General features: G+C 68.8%; 17 protein-coding genes. 13 read left to right on the top strand and 4 right to left on the bottom strand.

Going from position 1 to position 15,924, the window contains the following annotated elements; all coding sequences use genetic code 11:
* Positions 1-6 precede the first annotated feature (6 nt).
* Positions 7-1,701: a helix-turn-helix transcriptional regulator gene (locus tag FBY35_RS12245; RefSeq protein ID WP_160159260.1), complete on the bottom strand. Its 1,695-nt coding sequence runs from the start codon at positions 1,699-1,701 to the stop codon at positions 7-9.
* Between the two features lie 213 nt (positions 1,702-1,914).
* On the bottom strand, positions 1,915-2,295 hold the full coding sequence (locus tag FBY35_RS12240; protein WP_142213825.1) for a winged helix-turn-helix domain-containing protein: 381 nt from the start codon (positions 2,293-2,295) through the stop codon (positions 1,915-1,917).
* A 143-nt stretch (positions 2,296-2,438) separates the two neighbouring features.
* Between FBY35_RS12240 and FBY35_RS12235 the strand changes: the two genes are divergently transcribed.
* From FBY35_RS12235 to FBY35_RS12180, 13 genes are all read left to right on the top strand, one after another.
* Complete coding sequence (locus tag FBY35_RS12235; RefSeq protein WP_142213824.1) at positions 2,439-2,783, top strand: hypothetical protein; 345 nt, start codon at positions 2,439-2,441, stop codon at positions 2,781-2,783.
* Between the two features lie 5 nt (positions 2,784-2,788).
* Positions 2,789-4,141, top strand: coding sequence for an FtsK/SpoIIIE domain-containing protein (locus tag FBY35_RS12230; protein ID WP_260848592.1), 1,353 nt, complete (start codon positions 2,789-2,791; stop codon positions 4,139-4,141).
* Positions 4,142-4,219: 78 nt separating this feature from the next.
* Complete coding sequence (locus FBY35_RS12225; protein WP_142213823.1) at positions 4,220-4,405, top strand: hypothetical protein; 186 nt, start codon at positions 4,220-4,222, stop codon at positions 4,403-4,405.
* A 71-nt stretch (positions 4,406-4,476) separates the two neighbouring features.
* Positions 4,477-4,650 carry a hypothetical protein gene (locus FBY35_RS36085; RefSeq protein ID WP_160159259.1) on the top strand — a complete coding sequence of 58 codons (174 nt, stop codon included), beginning with the start codon at positions 4,477-4,479 and terminating at the stop codon, positions 4,648-4,650.
* A 24-nt stretch (positions 4,651-4,674) separates the two neighbouring features.
* On the top strand, positions 4,675-5,343 hold the full coding sequence (locus FBY35_RS12220; RefSeq protein WP_142213822.1) for a DUF2637 domain-containing protein: 669 nt from the start codon (positions 4,675-4,677) through the stop codon (positions 5,341-5,343).
* Positions 5,344-5,349: 6 nt separating this feature from the next.
* Complete coding sequence (locus FBY35_RS12215; protein ID WP_142213821.1) at positions 5,350-5,544, top strand: hypothetical protein; 195 nt, start codon at positions 5,350-5,352, stop codon at positions 5,542-5,544.
* A gap of 23 nt (positions 5,545-5,567) precedes the next feature.
* Positions 5,568-5,888, top strand: coding sequence for a hypothetical protein (locus tag FBY35_RS12210; RefSeq protein WP_142213820.1), 321 nt, complete (start codon positions 5,568-5,570; stop codon positions 5,886-5,888).
* An 89-nt stretch (positions 5,889-5,977) separates the two neighbouring features.
* The gene (locus FBY35_RS12205; RefSeq protein WP_260848591.1) at positions 5,978-6,196 is read left to right on the top strand and encodes a hypothetical protein; all 219 of its coding nucleotides are present in this window, start codon (positions 5,978-5,980) and stop codon (positions 6,194-6,196) included.
* The gene (locus tag FBY35_RS12200; protein ID WP_142213819.1) at positions 6,196-7,704 is read left to right on the top strand and encodes a DNA cytosine methyltransferase; all 1,509 of its coding nucleotides are present in this window, start codon (positions 6,196-6,198) and stop codon (positions 7,702-7,704) included. Before FBY35_RS12205 ends, FBY35_RS12200 begins: the two co-directional genes overlap by 1 nt.
* Positions 7,704-8,147, top strand: a complete 444-nt coding sequence (locus tag FBY35_RS12195) for an ASCH domain-containing protein (RefSeq protein WP_142213818.1) — start codon at positions 7,704-7,706, stop codon at positions 8,145-8,147. Before FBY35_RS12200 ends, FBY35_RS12195 begins: the two co-directional genes overlap by 1 nt.
* The gene (gene repSA / locus FBY35_RS12190) at positions 8,140-9,504 is read left to right on the top strand and encodes a replication initiator protein RepSA (RefSeq protein WP_142213817.1); all 1,365 of its coding nucleotides are present in this window, start codon (positions 8,140-8,142) and stop codon (positions 9,502-9,504) included. Before FBY35_RS12195 ends, repSA begins: the two co-directional genes overlap by 8 nt.
* Before the next feature lie 2 nt (positions 9,505-9,506).
* Positions 9,507-9,701 (top strand): AlpA family transcriptional regulator, encoded by a 195-nt coding sequence (locus FBY35_RS12185; RefSeq protein ID WP_142213816.1) that lies wholly within the window; start codon positions 9,507-9,509, stop codon positions 9,699-9,701.
* Positions 9,701-10,930, top strand: a complete 1,230-nt coding sequence (locus FBY35_RS12180; RefSeq protein ID WP_142213815.1) for a site-specific integrase — start codon at positions 9,701-9,703, stop codon at positions 10,928-10,930. Before FBY35_RS12185 ends, FBY35_RS12180 begins: the two co-directional genes overlap by 1 nt.
* A 342-nt stretch (positions 10,931-11,272) precedes the next feature.
* Here FBY35_RS12180 and FBY35_RS12170 read toward each other — a convergent pair whose 3' ends face one another.
* Together FBY35_RS12170 and FBY35_RS12165 are read right to left on the bottom strand one after the other, a co-directional pair.
* Positions 11,273-12,841: an alpha/beta hydrolase gene (locus FBY35_RS12170; protein ID WP_142213814.1), complete on the bottom strand. Its 1,569-nt coding sequence runs from the start codon at positions 12,839-12,841 to the stop codon at positions 11,273-11,275.
* 108 nt (positions 12,842-12,949) lie between these two features.
* A complete protein-coding gene (locus tag FBY35_RS12165; RefSeq protein ID WP_142213813.1) occupies positions 12,950-15,823 on the bottom strand; it encodes a lysylphosphatidylglycerol synthase domain-containing protein in 2,874 nt (957 codons plus the stop codon).
* Positions 15,824-15,924 lie beyond the last annotated feature (101 nt).

The following is a 15,924-nucleotide window of genomic DNA, read 5'->3' as shown; positions in this document are numbered from 1 at the left end:
TGCAGGCTAGCTGTCGATCGGCAATGCACCGACGTACGAACAGGCCGCATCAAGGCCGGCTGCTGATACGAGTCGGCTTCGGGACTGGATTAGGCCCGATGTCCCGTACTTACCGAGCTGGGCGCATCGATGGATCAGCCAGGTCCAAGGAAGGTCGAGGTAGTGCGCCAGGGCACGTAGGCGTTCTGCTGCCGTTGGCGCCTCGATGATCGAATCTGCTGCAACATCGCCTGCGGCATTGGTGAATGCACGGACGATCGATGTCCGTCCGGTCACGTCGACATGCCACATGCCGTCGCCTCGAACCCAGTTGGCAATGATCGCCTCTTTGTTGGGCGAGACGACGAACCCTTCGACGGCTTCGTATGACGCGTCCGTGGTGAACTGCGCATGGATGCCGAGAGACTCCATGAGCGCCACAGCCAGGAAGAGCAAGATCCGCTCATGTCGGGGTGAAGCTTGAACGATGGCCTCGGGCACGCAGAACGCTCGTGTGCTCGGCGCACCAAGTGCCTGGGTCGTCGCTTGAAGGTACGGGTACTTGTGATCGAAGATCAGCCACGCACTGGCTTCTTCGCCACGCTGCTCTCGGGTCCAGAACGCCGGTACCTCCGGCAGGTCGGGCAACGCCTTGAGGATGTGGCGCGCGCAGAAGTCCGATCCGAGCCACATGTGAGCAACGGAGTTGAGCCCCGGCGCGGCCTCCCGGCTGACGGCTGAGGAGGACAGACGGTCGTACCGTTCGAGATCGGTCCGCGTCTCAGCCAAGTCCTGATCGTCTGCCTGCAATGCATCGTCGTAGTTGGAGACAGCCCAGAGGATGCCGTAGGTCAGATCGTCGAGCTCGTAGGCAAGGGGTGCAGTGACCTCTTGAACGCTTGCGGTGCGGCTCACGCGCCCTCGGGCGTTCCGGCCGTCGAGCAGATAGAACTGGGGCGAATCGTCGTTGCCCGCAGCTCCAATGAGCAGGCCACGTCCGGGGCGGTCCAAGAAGCTGCTGGCGCGACGTGGGTCGGGGATGGAGACGAGTGCCCGGCTGCCGTCGATCCGAGCCGGGTGCAGTTGCAGCGGGATGTTGGCACCGAGCATCGAGCGTCCCCCCGGCATGAGGGCAGTCCAGTCAACTCCGAAGTCGGGCACTGGGCGGGAGAGTCGTAGATCGGGCCAGTTCGAGGTCGCCATTCTGGCGAACCCGAAGGGATCATCCGCTGCGCCCACTTCGGGAGAGAGGCCGTTGAGACCGGCGGCCCCGCCGGCAGTGCTATGGCTGAGTAATGAGGCAGCACTGCCCACGAGAAACGATCGTCGATTGACCTCGGCCCACACGTTGCCCTCCTCATCCATCCGGAGCTTCATCGTGCCTGCGGAGAGGGCGCCCTGGAGAGCGAGAGAGGAAGTGTCCACATAGTTTGACTGCCTGGCTGACCGTGTGCGCCCGTCAAGACGCTGGGCGTCTGCAAGATCCCATAGCCGAGCCAAGATCCCGCCAGTGCCAAGGACTTCGTCGCAGCCCTCAACCACTTCCCGTGATGGAAAGCGCTTTGCGCCCTCTACCTTGCTTAACGTGTCGCCGCTGGTGAAGACTCGCGCGCCAACCTCGTCCTGCGAGAGTCCGCGAACCTTGCGCCAGTGCCGAAGTTCCGCGCCGAGAAGATCCTGAGCGGACTTGGTAGGAGTGAGCTTTCGGGGCTCCTGGGCCAAGATTCATCCCTCCCATGTGGACAGTTACCCGGCCGATCTCGTGTCCACATCCGGTCCATGGCGATGTTGCGACTACTGAGCGTCAATGGATGCAAGCCCGCTAGCCAGGGGCGGAGCCTCCAGAGACGGAGTGGTTAGCAATGACACGGACTCAAGATCAGAGAAAGGCCCTACTGCGCCGGATGAGTGCCATCCGAGCAGAATTGGATGAACTTACTTGTCGGATCGGTCAGTTCGAGAGCTCTGTGGGAACACTGCGGCTTCGATCGCAGCCATGCGACCTGAAAGATCCTGGATCGCGCTCTGGATCTCCCCGAGTTGGGCGGCAAGCGCATCGTCGTCGACGCCTTCCGGCTGCTGATCCTGGCCGGCGGGGCGGACGAACACCCCCTTCCCTTGTTGCCCAATGACGAGACCCTCGGTGCGAAGAACGCTGATCGCAGCCTTGACGACGCTCGCTGACACTCCGTACTGCCGACCGAGTTCCGCGGTCGACGGAAGCGGCTCCTCGGGTGTCAACAGGCCCTGCTGAATCTGCTCGCGCAGGTTCCCGGCGATCTGGAGATAAGCGGGTACGCCGGACTTCTCGATCATGTCCACTCTCTTCGCGGTCGTCACAGAACCCAGCTTCGCGGCAACTCGCTCAACTAGGCAAGCCAAGAACGCCTTGACAACTAGGCATGCCAAGCCGACTATGTACGTACCGCTCACCCATCGATTGCTTCAGGAGGCAAGCCATGCGGAAGATCCCCGTGAAAACCGAGGCCATGACGGTGATGCTCATCCAGGTTCCGGAGAAGAAGGTCAAGAACCGGGAGACCGGTGAGATCGCGATCGACAAGCAGTCGGGCAAGGTTCTCTACAACGTGAACGTCGCGGTGATCGTGGACGGCCGTCCCGACGCTGAGACCGTCGTGGTCGCCGAGGACGGGATTCAGCCGGACCTGTTCCCCGGAATGCCGGTGGCTCTGCCCGGTCTGGTGGCCACTCCGTGGGAGAACGAGTACGGGCACGGCATCAGCTACAGGGCAACCGCGGTGATGGCCGCGGAGGTTGCGGCCGCATCGAACGGCCAGGGCTGATCGCCGTGACCGACCTGCTCTTAGTCTCCGCTGCGATAGCGGTGCTCGCGCTGGTCACACGCGCTAAGGCCCCGGCTCTGTACTGGAGCCTGTTCGGCCTTCCGGCCGCCCTGTACCGGGTGCTCTCCTCCTACCGCCAGACGATGGAAGCCTGCGAACTGACTGTGGCTCCGCCGTGGTGGCGGGTCTTCGCCCACAAGCTGTCCGCCGGCGACAAGGTGAGCCGCCCGGGAATCCCGAAGATCCGAGGGATACGCCCCACCAGTACCGGTCTCCGTCTTCGCCTGCGGCTGGCTGCGGGTCTGGCCCCGGAGGACGTGGTCAAGTCGGCCGAGCGGCTGCGGCACGCCTGGGGCGTCTATTCGGTGCATGTCGCCGAGATCAAGCCGGGTGTGGTCGAGCTGCGGATGACCGGCTTCGACATCCTCGACCGCGTGCGCATGCCGCGCCGCCTGCCCTCCGGACCGCTGTCCGTCGCGGTCGCCCTGCGGGAGGACGGCCGGCCGTTCGTCCGCGACTACCAGGACATCCCGCACTCCCTCACGCTCGGTGCGAACAAGTCCGGCAAGTCGATGTACCAGCGCTGCCTGATCAAAGCCCTCGCGCCCCTCGATGTCGCCCTGGTGGGCATCGACTGCAAACGCGGCGTGGAACAGAGCGCCTTCTCGCCCCGCCTGTCGGCCCTGGCCATCACGCCGGACCAGGCCGACGCGCTGCTCGATGCGCTCGTGGAGGAGATGGAAGACCGGTTCGACCTGCTGTGCCTGCACCAGGGCATCTCCCCGGGCACACCCTTGGAGGACATCACCTCCGACATCTGGGGCCTGCCGAAGAAGCTCCGCCCCATTCCGATCGTGGTGCTGATCGACGAGATCGCCGAACTGTTCCTGATCACCACCAAGGCCGACACGGCACGGCGGGACCGCATGGTCACCCAGCTGGTCCGGCTCGCGCAGCTGGCCCGCGCGGTCGGCATCTACCTGGAGGTGTGCGGGCAGCGCTTCGGCTCCGAACTCGGCAAGGGCGCAACCGCGTTGCGTGCCCAGCTCACCGGCCGCGTGGTGCACCGCTGCAACGACAAGCAGACCGCCGACATGGGCCTGGGCGACGTCAGCGAACTGGCCGTGTTCGCCGCGACCAGCATCGCCCCGGAGCGGGCCGGTACCGCCATCGCGGGCGACTCCTCCGGCGGCTGGTCCCGCATCCGCACCCCGAAGACGTCGCTGGGTCAAGTCGCGGCGGTGTGCCACAAGTTCGGGCACCTCACACCGCAGATCCCGGGACTGGCCCCGTTCCGCCCGCGCACCGAGGCTCCCGTGCCGGTGACCGTGCCGATGGGTGCACCCAGCACCTCGTAGCTCCTTACCTCCACTCCGGTCGGCGTGACCGTCTCGCGCCAGGTCCCTACCCCCGCCATGCCCGAAAGGAGAAGCCCCGTGACGGCACCCAAGCGCACCGCCCGCCGCCCGGCCAAGAGCAAGCCCAAGCCGTGTCCGGACTGCACCACCGGTCAGGTCTCCGAGTCCTTCAAGGTCGGCGCCCGCAGCAAGCGTGAAAGCAGCGACCGGCAAGAGGCCCTGTGCCTGACCTGCTTCGGCACCGGCCAAGCCCCGACCGACTGATCCCGCTGGGAACCGGGCGGAAGGACATGTGAGCCCCCGCCCGGCCCCGGCTCCAGAGATCTGGACAACCGATGCGCACCGAGATTGAGAACGCCATCCGCGAGGTCCGACAGGCCGTGGAAGCAGGCCACTTCTCCAGCGCACTCGTCGCGCGCGCCGCCTACCGGATGGCCGCTGACGACGAAGAGCGGGCGGAACTGCTTCTCCACATCGGCCCCCGAGCCTGCTCCGAACCGACCGACTAGCAACCGCCAAGAAGGAGGACACTGATGGCTCGCTCCGTACCCCGCCCGGATGCCGTGCTGGTGCAAGCCGTGATCGCCGGGGCCCTGTCCTTCGCCCACCTGCACGACATCGCTGCCGCCGCGGGACAAGACGGCTGGAAGGCCTGGGCCTACCCGGTCTCCGTGGATCTGCTGCTGGTCGCTGCCTGGCGACGCCTGCGGATCCTGCGCGCCGACGGCGGCCCGACCCGCGCCGCATGGACCTGGTTCGCCGTCGCGCTCGCCGCCTCACTCGGCGCGAATGTTGCCACCGCGGGACTCCTCGACCTCAACAACGTCCCTGCCTGGCTGCGCATCTTGGTGGCCGGCTGGCCCGCGCTCGCGTTCCTCGGCGGCACCCTCCTCGTCCACACTCCCACCCACCGCGGCCAAAAGGGGGCGTCTGCCCCGGTTGCCGAACCGGCCGCAGACGTGGCGCTCACCCGTGAGGCACCCCCTGCGGTCCCAGCACCTGAGCCCGAACCCGAGCCGGTTGCGGCCCTGCCGCCAGCCGCCCCGGTCCCGACCGCGCTCCTCGCGCATGCCCGGAAGGTCGCCGACGCGCACCGCACTGCCACCGGCGCTCCGATCGACCCGGACATTCTGCGCGCCCGTCTCGGCGTGCCCGGCCCGATGGCCGATGCCCTCGCTCTCCAGCTCACCGGGAAGGACTGACCGGCTGTGAACGTCGAACTGCCGCTGATCGCCGTGATCGCCATCTTCGGCTACTTCGGAATCAAGATCATGCGCCCGCCGACCTGGCTGATCGTCGTGCTCCTCCTGGGCGGCTTCCTGCTCGCCGACACGTTCCTGGCCCCGGCGATCGAGTCCGGCACCAAAGCCGGTGTTGACGTCGTCAACGGCACCACCAAATAGCAAGCCCCGGAAGGAGAACAGCCGTGATACGCCCCGATGCACAGCTGCGCGCCGGACACGTCCCGGCCGACTTGATCCCCCCGGGGACCGACCCCCGGTCCGTGGTCATCGTCCACACCACGCCGCGCTCCTGGACCGGACCCGTGCTCCTGGTCCTGGTGGCCATGGTCGGGCTGTGCGGTCTCGTCTACATCACCACCGTGGCCGTGCTGTCCCTGGTCCAGGTCGCCGCGACCACCGCTGCCGCGATCAAGGCGGCGGTTCCGACCCTCGTCGGCGGTGGCGGGCTCGTCACCCTCGCCATCAAGACGCCCAAGTCGGACCGCAAGTCCACCAAGCGCTGACCGGCCCCGGAGCGGTCTTCAACCGCCAAGTTTCCGCCCGCTCCGAGAGCCGTGCCCCTACCCGATCACTGAAACCGGAAGGAATCTCCATGATGCCCGACCCCGCTGCTCGTGCTGCGCGGATCTGCCCCGACTGTGACGGCTTCCCCGTCGTCGCCATCACCACCGGCACCCGCAACAGCGACGGCACCCGCACCACCCTGCCCGTCGCCTGCCCGGCCTGCCACGGCACCGGCCACGCTCCCCTCTGGCTGGTCACCAGCCGCCGTCCCGCCGCTGCCTCGCTCGGACAGGAGGCAGGCCGGTGATGCGCCGATCCGCTACCTCCCGCGCCACCTCGATCCATCTGTTCTGCGGCGCTGGCGGGGACTCCGACGGGTTCCGCCGGGCCGGCTTCGACGTGGTGCTCGGCGCCAATCACTGGGCCCGCGCGGTCGAGACGCACGCGGCGAACTTCCCCGAGGCCGAACACCTCTGCGTGGATCTCGACCACTACGACATGCGGTGTCTGCCCAGGGCCCGGGTCCTGGTCGGTTCCCCGATCTGCACCGAGGGCAGCCCCGCCGACGGCATCAGCCGCCCCAAGCCCCCGCCCACCCCGGGACAGTTGGACCTGCTGGAGGAGGGACCGATCCAGGACGCGGCGTGGGAGCGGACCCGGGCCACCGCCTACGACATCCTGCGCGCGGCAGAGGTGCACCACTTCGACGCGGTGGTGTGCGAGAACGTCCCCCGGTTCGCCACCGCCTGGCCGCTGTTCTCCTGGTGGCTGCACGCCTGGGAGATCCTGGGCTTCCGTCACCAGATCGTCTCGGTCACTGCCGCCCACATCGGCGCGGACGACAATCCGCACGCCCCGCAGTGGCGGGACCGGATCTTCATCGTCTTCACCCGACGGGAGCTGCGGGCACCGAATCTCGATGTCCGCCCGCCCGCCTGGTGCTCCGGCTGCGGTGAGGATGTGCTGGCGGTCCAGTCCTGGCGCAACGGCCGGAAGATCGGCAAGTACCGGCAGCAGTACGACTTCCGCTGCCCCAACGCCACTTGTCGCCACCGGATCGTCGAACCCTATGTACGGCCCGCAGCGAGCGCGATCAACTGGTCAGACCCCGGTATCCGGATCGGCGACCGGCCCACCAAGGGCATGAAGCGCCTGGCCGCCTCCACCCTCCGCAAGATCCGGCTCGGGCTGGACAAGCACCGGGTGCCGTCCGTGGTCACGGTCAACCACAGCGATCAGGGCGACGGCCGCGCCTTTCCCGCCCTCGCCGCCCCCTTGCCCACCCGCACGGTCCGGATCGGCGACGGGATCGCCATCCCGCCCCTGCTCGTCCCCACAGGCGGGAGCTGGAACACCGATGCCGCTGCGGTCAGCGTCCCGATGCGGACCCGCACCACCCGGGAGAGCGAAGCCCTGCTGTGGCCCGCCCCGTTCATCACCGAGCACCGCGGCGGCGGCTCCACCACCCGGGGAGTCGGTGACCCGCTGGCCGCGATCACCGCCGGAGGCAACCACCACGGTCTGGTCATCCCCTACCGCAAGGGTGACCCGACCACGACCGGCACCCCGCTGCACACCATCGCCACCCGCGAGTCAGCCGGCCTGGTCCTCGGCGTCGACCACACCCCGGAGCTGATCGAGGTGGAGGACTGCTACTTCCGGATGCTGTCCGCACGCGAGCACCTGCGTGCCCAGCGGTTCACCGACGACTACACCGTGCTGGGCCACGGGGGAGAGCAGACCAAGCAGGCCGGAAACGCCGTGCCCGCCAACGTCGCCCAGTGGATCGCCTCCGCCCTGCTGGAGGTGCTGTGATGCACGAGCCTCACGCCCGCGAACTCGATGCGGCTCCGGTTCTGGCGCTGACTGTGTGGCAGCCCTGGGCCAGTGCGATTGCCTACGGCACGAAGCGGATCGAGAACCGGTCCTGGCCGACCGATCACCGGGGCCTCGTCCTGATCCATGCCGGACGTTCCCTCGACCCGAACGCGCACGACGCGCCGCTGGCCCGGCCGTTCCTGCGCCGCCCCTTCCCGCGGGGCGCGGTTGTCGCCGTCGCGCTGCTGGATGGCTGCCACCCGGATGACGGCTACTGCACGCTCTGGTCCGCCCGTGAGCGCTGGCACTGGCACCTGACCGCCGTGACCGCGCTGGCCCGGCCGCTGTTCTGGCCCGGCGCTCGTGGCCTGTGGATCCCGCCCTCGGGTCTGCTCGCTTCCCCGCTCGTCGCCGACGCGCTGGAGGCGGCCCGTGTCTGACGTGCTGGACCCGACCACCCTGGGCGACCTGCTCAGGGTGGCTTCGGCCCCCGACTTCGACCGCTGGCAAGACCAGGTCCGCAAGACCGGAGGTTGCGCCCAGCCCATCCACCTGACCGGCTGGTCCCTGATCCGCGACAAGAGCACCGGGCAGGTCCTGCACACGTACTCGACCCAGGACGAGCCCGGTGGTCGGCTGCGCATCGCTTGTGGCAACCGTCGCGCCTCCCGCTGCCAGCCCTGCGCCTACCTCTATGCCGGAGACGCCTACCGGCTGGTGCGCGCGGGCCTGTCCGGCGACACCGCCATGAACATCCCCACTCAGGTACGCGAACGCCCCCGGGTCTTCGCCACCTTGACCGCGCCGTCGTTCGGGCGCGTGCACAACATCCCCGACACCGGCCGCTGCCGCTGCGGCACCCGCCACCAGGACGATGATCCCGCGCTCGGCGCCGCGCTGGACCCGGACACGTACGACTACGCGGGCGCGGTGCTGTTCAACAATCACGCGGGCGAGCTGTGGCACCGGTTCGTCAACCGGCTGCGTCGCGAGCTCGCCGCTGCCGCAGGACTCACGCAGAAGGCGTTCAAGGAATCCGCCCGGCTGTCGTTCAACAAGGTCGCGGAGTTCCAAAAGCGCGGCGCGATCCACTTCCACGCCGTGATCCGCATCGACGGACCCGACGGGCCTAGCAGCCTGCCGCCCAGGTGGGCCACCACCGACCTCCTCACCGACTGCATCGAGGCGGCAGCCGAGCACCCCTACGTCACGGCCGACGTGCCCGCGGCAGGTGATGAGCCGGCCCGGACGCTGCGCTGGGGCAAGAAGCTCGACGTCCGGCCCATCCAGGCCTTCGACGACGGCGACGACATCAGCGAGCAGAAGGTGGCTGCCTACGTCGCCAAGTACGCCACCAAAGCAGCCGAGACCACCGGCGCTCTCGACAAGCGCGTCGGAGAACTCGCCGAACTCGACCAGCACCACGTACCCGAGCACGCCCGCCGACTCATCCGCGCCTGCTGGAACCTCAACCCGCTCTACCCCGACCGCAAGCTCTGGGCCTGGGCCCACATGCTCGGCTTCCGCGGCCACTTCCTGACCAAGAGCCGCCGCTACTCCTCCACCTTCACCGAACGCCGCCAAATCCGCGCTGACTACCGCGCCACCGAGCAACGCCAAACACTCGGCCTCCCGGACCCCGACACGACGCTCGTCCTCGCGGACTGGCGCTACGCCGGACACGGCCACACCCCCGGCGAATCCGCCCTCGCCGCCTCCATCGCCGAAGACATCCGCATCAACCGAGAAACCGCGAGAGAAGCCCTCGCGTCGCTGCCCGACGAGAGGGAGTGGTGATCATGAAGTCGCTTCCCGACCGCTACTTGACGCCGGATGACCTGGTGGAGCTGTTCGAGCTGCCCAGTGTTGAGACGGTCTACCAGTGGCGGCGCAAGCGCACCGGTCCCGTGGGATTCCGCGCGGGTCGGCACCTGCGCTACGACCCCGACGACGTGCGTGCGTGGGTTGCCTCTCGGAAGGGGGCTGCCGCCTGATGGCCGGGCACATTCAGGACCGCTGGTACCGGACAGAGACCGGTCCCGAGGGCAAGGACCGCAAGGTCAAGACCGACCGATACGGCACGGGCATGCGCTACCGCGCCCGATACGTCGGCCCGGACGGCACTGAGAAGTCCAAGAGCTTCCCCGACCGTCAGAAGCGGCTCGCTGATCAGTGGCTCTCGCAGATCGAGTCGGACATGTCGCGTGGCCAGTACATCGACCCGCAAGCCGGTCGCCTCACCGTTCGACAACACGCCGAACGATGGTTGGCGTCTCTCACGATGGATCCCGGCACCTTCGTGGGCACCGAGCAGCGCATCCGCTTGCACGTCCTGCCGTACCTGGGCAATCGCACGCTGGGCTCGCTCCGGCCGACGCACATCCGTGAGTGGCTGCGGAAGCTGCAGGACGCGGGAGTGGCGCCCGCCTACCAGCGGGTAATTTTCGCGAATCTCGGCACCATGCTCACGGCCGCCGTCGATGACCGCCTGATCCCGGACAACCCCTGCCGTTCGTCGTCCGTGCGTGCGCCAAAGCTCGACCCGCGCCGGATCGTTCCGTGGCCGCGTGAGCGCGTGCTCTCCGTGCGCTCGGCACTGCCGAAGGAGTACCGGCTTGTGGTGGACTTGGCCGGCGGCTGTGGCATGCGGCAGGGTGAGGTGCTCGGCCTTTCAGTCGACGACGTGGACTTCGTCGAGGGCGTGGTTCACGTGCTACGTCAGGTCAAGCTCATACGGAACCGCCCGGTGTTCGCGCTCCCCAAGGGAGGCAAGACCCGCACGGTCCCGCTGCCGGAGAGCGTCGCTCGATCGCTTGACGAGCACATCACGCAGCAACCGCCCTGCGCCGTGACGCTGCCGTGGAGGGCGGTCGACGGCTCGCCGGTCACGGCAACCATGCTCTTCTACCGCGACGGAGGGCGCCCGGTGAACCGCAACGACTTCAACCGCCACGCGTGGCGCTCTGCTCTCGATGCGGCGGGCGTCCCTCGCGGTCGGGAGAACGGGATGCACGCACTGAGGCACTTCTACGCGTCCGTTCTGCTGGACGCGGGGGAGAGCGTCAAGGCAGTCTCCGAGTACCTGGGACACCACGACCCGGGCTTCACGCTGAGGACGTACACGCACCTGATGCCCAGCAGCGAGAAGCGGACGCGAGAGGCGGTCGACCGCGCCTTTGAGGGCGGCCCAGACACCGATGACGGCCCCACGACGGCCCGATAACCCTGAGAACCTAGGGAAGGGCCAGGTCAGGCCGTATGTCCCCTGAATTGCCGATCTACTGATTCATCATGTGGGCCCCCTGCCTGCGAATTCCGCGGGCAGGGGGCCCTTGCTCGTCGGTCGGGTGTCAGTTCTGTCCCGGCGGGGCTTTGGCCTGCGGGGTTCTGGTTCTCGGTGTCCTGCGTCAGACCGCCACCGATGCAGCTGGGCTGCTGACCGCCTGGCTGCTGGCCACCGTTGTTGGTGCGGGAAACATCGGCAGGTGCGATCTTCGCCTGGGCCACTCGGGCTCCGCCGACCCCGAGTGCGAATGCTGCGGCCGCGGACCTGAGCTGCGGCGGGCTACTGACACACCGTGCCCGCGGCAGGCACCTTGCCCTCCAGGAGGTAGGCGTTGACCGCCTTCTGCACGCATTTGCTGCCGCCGTTGTACGCACCGTGTCCCTGGCCCCGGTAGGTGAGCTCCACGCCGACCCCCTTGCCGAGGGCGTCGGCCATCGCCTTTGCCCCCTCGTACGGGGTCGCCGGGTCGCCGGTGTTGCCGATGACGAGGAGGGGCGGTGCGCCGGGGGCCGACACATCGGGTGTGGCCCAGGTGCCGGGCACCGGCCACTCGGTGCAGCCCATCAGGCTCCAGCCCAGGTAGTCGCCGAAGACGGGGGACACCTGGCGGAACTCGGGGAGCTTCGCCTTCGTCTGCTCCAGGGTCCAGCGGTCCTTGAAGTCGACGCAGTTCACGGCCGCGTTCGCAGCCTGGATATTGCTGTAGTGGCCGTTTTCGCCTCGCCCGTTCAGCGAGTCGGCGAGTGCGAGCAGCAGCCCGCCGTTGCCGCCGTCGGCCTCGTTGAGGCCCTGCTCCAGGTACTGCCAGTACTCCTTGGAGTACAGGGCCTGGGCGATACCGCTGACCGCCTGGCTCTGGGTCAGCATGCGGTCGCCGCTGGCGGGAATCGGCTTCTTCTCGAGCTCGCTCAGGAGCGCCATGATCCAGGCCTCGACCTCCTTGGCGGTGGAGCCGGGCAGCAGGCACTTGTCGCCGCGGTTCACACAGTCCTGGGCGAAGTTGTCGAGGGCCAGCTGGAAGCCCTTCGCCTGGCCCAGCGAACCCTCCTCGGAGTTCTTGCTCGGGTCCACGACGGCGTCGAAGACCGCACGGCCGACCTTGGTGGGATACAAGTGGGCGTAGACGCCGCCCAGTTCGGTGCCGTACGAAATTCCGAAGTAGTAGAGCTTGTCGTCGCCGAGGACTTGTCGCATCAGGTCCATGTCGCGGGCGGCGTTGAGGGTGCCGACGTAGGGCAGTTGGTCCCCGGAGTTCTTGTCGCAGGCCGCTGCGAAGGACTGCAGGCCCTCGGTGAAGGTCTTCTCCTCGGCGGCGTCGTCGGGCGTCGAATCCTGTTGGAAGTACGCGTCGAGCTGTTCGTCGTCCTTGCACTGAACCGCGGCGCTGCGGCCGACTCCTCGCGGGTCGAAGCTCACCAGGTCGTAACGGGTGTGCAGGGCCGCGTAGTCCGCAGCGGCGGCCGGCAGACCGGCGACCCCGGAGCCTCCGGGTCCGCCGAAGTTGAATATGAGGGAACCGATCCGCTTGGACGGGTCGGCGGCCTTCGCGCGGATGAGGGCGATCTCGATGGTGTCGCCGCCCGGCTTTGCGTAGTCGAGCGGGGCATCCATGAAGGCGCACTCCCAGACCGTGCCGCCGGGCAGCGGCGAAGGCGGGGTGCCGCCGCCCTGCGCCTCCGAGGGGGCCGGGCATGGCTGCCAGTCCAGCTTCTGGGAGGCGAGCTCCTTCGCACGGTCCTGGTCCGTCTCCTTGCCCTTGCCTCCGTCGTCGGAACAGCCGGCGACGGCCAGCAGCACGGCGACACAGGTGGTGAGGGCGGCGGCGCGGACGGCGGTCGAAGGGGGCATGCGGCCATGGTGCGCCGCGGGTGCGGGCTGCGCCCGCGCCGACGGTCCATGCGGGTGGTCGCTCGCCCCCCGGCCGGGCCGAAGCCCAAGCCCAAGCCTGGGGCCCTCCTAGAGCGCGCCCTTGCGCGTCAGGTGGTTGAACGCGAACCACCCCGGCAGCACCGGCAGCCACAGCGTCATCAGCCGGTACAGCAGCACCGCCGGCGCCGCCACCTCCTTCGGCACCCCCGCCACGATCAGACCGAAGGTCAGCGCACCCTCCACCGCGCCCACACCGCCCGGCGTCGGCGCGGCCGACCCCAGCGCGTTGCCCGCGAGGAAGACCACGGCGATGCTGGCGTAGCTCAGCGGCTGGTGGCCGTTGTCGAAGGCACGGATCGACGCGTCCAGACACATCACGAACACACCGGTCAGCAGCAGCATCCCGCCGATGCCCGTGAGCAGCTTCATCGGCCGCTGCAGTACGTCGAGCATGCGCGGCACGACCCCGGCGAACAGCGAACGCAGCCGCGTCGAGACGAACTTCCGCAGGAACGGGATCGCGGTCACCACCAGCACGAGCACCGCGACCGTCAGCAGGCCCGCGATCACCGTCCTGGACGGGGTGAACGACGCCGTCCGCTCCGTACCGGTCAGATAGCCGAAGGCGAGCAGCAGCATGACGTGCGCGCCGAGCCCGAAGAGCTGGGAGGCGCCGACACTGGCCACAGCGAGCCCGGGGCGTACGCCCGAGCGCTGCAGGAAGCGGGTGTTCAGCGCGACGCCGCCGACCGCGGCCGGGGCGACGATCTTGACGAAGGATCCGGCGACCTGGGCGACGACGGTCCTCAGGAAGCCCACCCGCTCCGGGACGAAGCCCAGCAGGCTCATCGCCGCGGCGAAGTAGCTGAGCGCCGAGAAGGCGACCGCGGCCGCCACCCAGCCCCAGTGGGCCTGGCCGAAGACCGTGCCGAAGTCGATGCCCGCAAGCTGCGAGAGCAGGAAGTACGCGGCGACGGCGCCCGCGATGAAGCTGACGAGCGTGCGCGGCCTGATCCGTTCCAGACGGACCGGTTCGACCGGCGCCTGAGGCCTGATCAGCAGCATCTGGGCGCGGATCTGGGAGAGCAGATCCTCCTCGCGCGCCTCGTCCATGGCCACGTCCATGGCCCTCTTGTCGGCCTGCTTCTCGGCGCGTTCCGTCTTGCGTACGGCCTTGGGGTCGGCGTGCGCCTCTGCCGTACGGGCCCGCTTGGCGGCGGCCGACGCCTCGAGGACGGCCTCCCGCTCCCGCTGGGACCGCTCACGGGCGAGCTTGCGCAGCGTCGCCCGGGTCGAGCGGCTGAGCGCGATGGGCTGGAGCAGCGGCAGACAGTCGGCGACCTGGTCCGGGCCGAGTACGTCGACCGCGGTGGCCACCGCACGCTCGGCACCGACGCGCAGGCCGATGGTGGTGAGCAGTTGCGCGATGTCCATCCGCAGCACCAACTCGCCCGCCGCGATCTCGCCGCCGCGCAGATCCGTCAGGATCACCTTGCCGGAACGATCCACCAAAATGGCGTCACCGGTCAGCCGTCGGTGCGCGATGCGCCTCGACTGGAGCGCCTTCACCTGCTGCCAGGCCCCGCGCACCACGTCGTCGGCGACCTCGTCGTCGTCGAGGGAGTCCAGGGAATGGCCGCCCAGGTGCTCGTAGACGAGCATCACGGCGTCCGGGCCGAGCTCGGATGTGGCGATCAGCTTCGGGGCGTTGGCGCCGGCCGCGATCGCCGCGTACGCGAGCAGCGCCTCCTGCTCCAGTGCCTGGCGCAGCGACTGGATCGAGCGCCGGGTGGTGATGGAGCGCAGCGTGAGGCGCCGCCACACCCGGTAGAAGAAGCCCTGCGCCTGCTGCTCACGGTCGACGACGGTGACATCGAGCGGCGAGCCCTCTTCCAGCGTGACCAGGTAGCGGCGGCCGCGCTCGCCCTGGTCGGCGGTGTCGGGGATGTCCTCGGCCCGCATGGCGGTGACCGGACGGAAACCGACATGGCGCAGACCGGCCAGCAGGGTCTGGCCGGTGGGGCGTACGTTCGGCGAGCCGACGGCGTACAGCGTTCCGTACGCCACGGTCCAGCCGAGCAGCACGGTGAGGATGATCGAGAAGGGGGTGGTGTACCCGGCGACGAGCATCGCGAAGGCGTCGAGCAGCAGCACCACCCACAGGACCACCCGCCATCGTGGTCTTCGGGACATTCCGACGGCCGTCATATAGGCGATGACGGGCGCTAGATATCCGTGGACGGGATCGGTGAGCCCGCCGCCGGTCTGTGCCTGCGTCAGAGCTTCCTGGAGGGTGCCGGGCGCGCCCCTGGCGACCCAGAGATCGGTGGCGAGAGTGGCTCCGTGCGCGAGCACGGCGGCGAGTACGCCGTCCGCGATCCGCAGACCGTCGCGTTTGATCAGCCGTTCGATGGCGAAGGCGACCGGGACGAGCAGGACGGCGATGCTGGACACCAGACCGGCGATCTTGACGAACAGGTCGGGGGCCTGGTCGGTGCCCTTGTCGATGTCCTGTGCGAGGCCGGTCGTGGTGCCCTGGGCGAAGGCGGCCACGGCGAGGACGATCGCGATCAAGAGGATGCCGGTGAGCAGGCGCATCAGATCGGATGGCCGGTGAACGCGGGCGGCCAGCAGTGGCTCGTCCCCGGAGACGCGGTCGACGCCGGCGACGTCGGTCACCTCGGCCTCGTCCGCCGACTTGCGCCCGGCCGCTGTCGCCGACCGGCCGGCGGGCTTGTCGGCTGCCTTTCCGGCAGCTGCCTTGTCCTCGGCTGTCTCGTCGGCTGCTGCCTTGTCCGCTGTCGCCTTGTCTGCGGCTGCCTTGTCGGCGGTGGAGTCGGCCGTTTTCCGGGACCCGGCCCCGGTCGCGGCCCCCGCCTCGTCGGTCGCGTCCGGCTGCGGAGCGGGCGCGTCCGGGTACGACTCGGCCTCAGGGGTGCTTGCCACCTTCGGAGGCTGCACGCCCTGCTCCCTCGCCGTCTCGGTCTCTTCTTGATCTCGTATCACCAGTCACCGCCCGCATGATGGTGGCACGAGAGGACGACAGCGGGGGGCATCAGGGG

This window comes from Streptomyces sp. SLBN-118, assembly GCF_006715635.1.
GTDB lineage: Bacteria > Actinomycetota > Actinomycetes > Streptomycetales > Streptomycetaceae > Streptomyces.
This window is presented reverse-complemented; position numbering and strand designations above follow the sequence as displayed.

Bases quoted from the DNA above. Each gene is read 5' to 3' on its own strand.
- FBY35_RS12240 (WP_142213825.1), bottom strand. From the start codon at position 2,295: ATGATCGAGAAGTCCGGCGTACCCGCTTATCTCCAGATCGCCGGGAAC.
- FBY35_RS12235 (WP_142213824.1), top strand. From the start codon at position 2,439: ATGCGGAAGATCCCCGTGAAAACCGAGGCCATGACGGTGATGCTCATC.
- FBY35_RS36085 (WP_160159259.1), top strand. From the start codon at position 4,477: ATGCGCACCGAGATTGAGAACGCCATCCGCGAGGTCCGACAGGCCGTG.
- FBY35_RS12220 (WP_142213822.1), top strand. From the start codon at position 4,675: ATGGCTCGCTCCGTACCCCGCCCGGATGCCGTGCTGGTGCAAGCCGTG.
- FBY35_RS12205 (WP_260848591.1), top strand. From the start codon at position 5,978: ATGATGCCCGACCCCGCTGCTCGTGCTGCGCGGATCTGCCCCGACTGT.
- FBY35_RS12200 (WP_142213819.1), top strand. From the start codon at position 6,196: ATGCGCCGATCCGCTACCTCCCGCGCCACCTCGATCCATCTGTTCTGC.
- FBY35_RS12195 (WP_142213818.1), top strand. From the start codon at position 7,704: ATGCACGAGCCTCACGCCCGCGAACTCGATGCGGCTCCGGTTCTGGCG.
- FBY35_RS12185 (WP_142213816.1), top strand. From the start codon at position 9,507: ATGAAGTCGCTTCCCGACCGCTACTTGACGCCGGATGACCTGGTGGAG.
- FBY35_RS12180 (WP_142213815.1), top strand. From the start codon at position 9,701: ATGGCCGGGCACATTCAGGACCGCTGGTACCGGACAGAGACCGGTCCC.
- FBY35_RS12170 (WP_142213814.1), bottom strand. From the start codon at position 12,841: ATGCCCCCTTCGACCGCCGTCCGCGCCGCCGCCCTCACCACCTGTGTC.